3 protein-coding genes are annotated in these 1,746 nt (G+C 74.1%); 2 read left to right on the top strand and 1 reads right to left on the bottom strand.

Annotation, left to right across the window (positions count from 1 at the left end):
- Window positions 1–53 precede the first annotated feature (53 nt).
- The gene (locus tag CQZ88_RS12250) at window positions 54–242 is read right to left on the bottom strand and encodes a hypothetical protein (protein ID WP_006933961.1); all 189 of its coding nucleotides are present in this window, start codon (window positions 240–242) and stop codon (window positions 54–56) included.
- Between the two features lie 111 nt (window positions 243–353).
- Here CQZ88_RS12250 and CQZ88_RS12245 point away from each other — a divergent pair, with 111 nt between their 5' ends.
- A complete protein-coding gene (locus tag CQZ88_RS12245; protein ID WP_102799805.1) occupies window positions 354–896 on the top strand; it encodes a PH domain-containing protein in 543 nt (180 codons plus the stop codon).
- A partial coding sequence (locus CQZ88_RS12240) for a PH domain-containing protein (protein WP_180987000.1) occupies window positions 893–1,746 on the top strand: 854 nt, incomplete at its 3' end. The genes CQZ88_RS12245 and CQZ88_RS12240, both read left to right, overlap by 4 nt.

Genomic DNA, 1,746 nt, shown 5'->3' with positions numbered 1-1,746 from the left:
TCATGCGCCACCCGCCGTACCCATGCCACCTCGGGGGCACGTCCCCGGCGAACTCACTCGCGGGGATAGTCCTCGTCTCCCGGGACGACCCGGCTCTGCTCGAGAACGTCCGCGGGCTCCACCTCGAGCGGCACCGAGGTCACCTCGTCGTCGGCCGGTTCGTCCTCGGCCGGCATCTCCTGCTCGATCCGATCGGCCTCGGGCAGTTCCGTGTATTCGGTGGTCTCCGATGATTCGGTCACGGCGGTCCTCCTCCTCGTGTCGACTCCGAACCCGGTCGCGGCATTGCCGGGTTTGCTCGCCCGATCAGCTTAGCCTGGAACCGACTGGACACCACCGACGAGGAGAACCGCGTGAACCGGGACGACCCCCCGCCGCCCGCGGCAGCCGGCAGGGCCGCCCCGCCGCCGGTGACGATGGCCGATCCGGCGTGGCGCCCCAGCCCGAGGGCGCGGCTGCTGTGGGCGGTGAGCGCCGCACTGCTGTGGGTGCCGGTCGTGGCCGCGCAGGTGGTGTGGGCGATAGTCGACTCCGGCCGGCACCCGGGTTGGCACGTCGCCGCCGGCGTCGCCACCGCGGTTCTCGCCGTCGCGCACGTGGCCGTGATGCCGCTGTGGCGGTACCGGGTGCACCGCTGGGAGATCACCGACACCGCCGTGTACACGCGCTCGGGGTGGCTCACCCAGGAACGCCGGATCGCGCCGATCTCCCGGATCCAGACGGTCGACACGGAGCGCGGCCCGATCGAACGATGGCTCGGCCTCGCCACCGTCACCGTCACCACCGCCTCGTCCGCGGGCGCCGTGGAGATCACCGCTCTCGACGTCGGGGTCGCCGACGCCACCGCCGCCCGGCTCACCGCGATCGCCGGCAGCAGCCAGGCCGATGCCACGTGAGCGACGTACCCGTGCCGCCGGAGCGGGAGGACGCCCCCGCCCTCGCCGCCGAGGCCGAGCAGCCGTGGTTGCGGCTGGATCCGCGGATGCTGCTGATCCACCCCGTCGAGGAGGTACTGCGGCTGCTGCCGGTGCTGGTGGCGTCGGTGCTGCTCGGCAGCAGCAGCGGCAATCACGGCTGGGGCCTGGCGGTGGCCGCGCTGCTGGTGGTGATCGGCATGCTGCGCTGGTTCACCACGACCTACCGGATCGGACCGGTGCACGTGGAGCTGCGCCGGGGCCTGCTGCAGCGCCAGCTGCTGTCGGTGCCGCGCAGCCGCATCCGGTCCGTGGACGTCGAACAGCGCCTGCTGCACCGGCTGCTCGGGCTGGCGGTGGTGCGGATCGGGACCGGCCAGCGGACCGGCGCCGGACGCGACCGCAACCGGTTCGAGCTGAACGGCCTGGCGGTCGGTGCCGTGCCGGCGCTGCGCGCCGCCCTGCTCAGCACGCACCCGGGGGCGCCGGACGAGGCGGCCGGGGCGGCCGCCCCGGCCGAAACCGCGATCGCCCGGTTCCAGCCGGGCTGGGTGCGCTACGCCCCGTTCTCGACCACGGGGCTGGTCACCGTCGCGGCGGTGGTGGGACTGGCCTTCCAGTACGGGATCGCCGAGCGGCTCGGCGAGTCGGCCACCGTCGAGCGCGGGCTGTCGTCGATCGAGGCCGCCGGCCCGTTCGTCGCCGCCGTGCTCGGCCTGCTCGTCCTGGGCGTGGTGGCGAGCCTGGCGGCGTGCGTGCGGTACGTGCTGCTGTACGCGGACCTGTCGGTCACCGACGACGGGCGGATGCTGCGGGTCGGGCACGGCCTGCT

The sequence above is a fragment of the Rhodococcus sp. ENV425 genome, assembly GCF_002887785.1.
Classification (GTDB): domain Bacteria; phylum Actinomycetota; class Actinomycetes; order Mycobacteriales; family Mycobacteriaceae; genus Rhodococcus; species Rhodococcus aetherivorans.
The sequence above is the reverse complement of the archived record's forward strand: the minus strand, read 5'-3'. Positions and strand labels throughout refer to the sequence as shown.